The following is a 286-nucleotide window of genomic DNA, read 5'->3' on the forward strand; positions in this document are numbered from 1 at the left end:
ACCGTGGTCAACGTGACCCATAACCGTGACCACTGGCGCACGAGGCTCTTCCTCACCACCTTCAGAACGGTCTGACAAAACTTCTTCTTCCAACGCGTTGTCTTTAACAACAACCGCTTTATGGCCTAACTCTTCAACAACTAGCGCCGCTGTTTCTTGATCAAGAATCTGATTGATAGTGACCATTTCACCCATCTTCATCATGGTCTTGATCAATTCACTGGCTTTGACTGCCATACGGTTTGCCAATTCACCTACAGTGATGGTCTCACCAATTTTCACATCA

The 286-nt window shown here is 46.5% G+C and carries 1 protein-coding gene; it reads right to left on the bottom strand.

What is annotated here, in order from left to right:
- On the bottom strand, positions 1-286 hold a 286-nt coding region (locus tag B2X00_RS01095), incomplete at both ends, for a translation initiation factor IF-2 N-terminal domain-containing protein (protein WP_290485766.1).

It is taken from the genome of Idiomarina sp. UBA3162 (assembly GCF_002364475.1).
Taxonomy (GTDB): Bacteria; Pseudomonadota; Gammaproteobacteria; order Enterobacterales; family Alteromonadaceae; genus Idiomarina.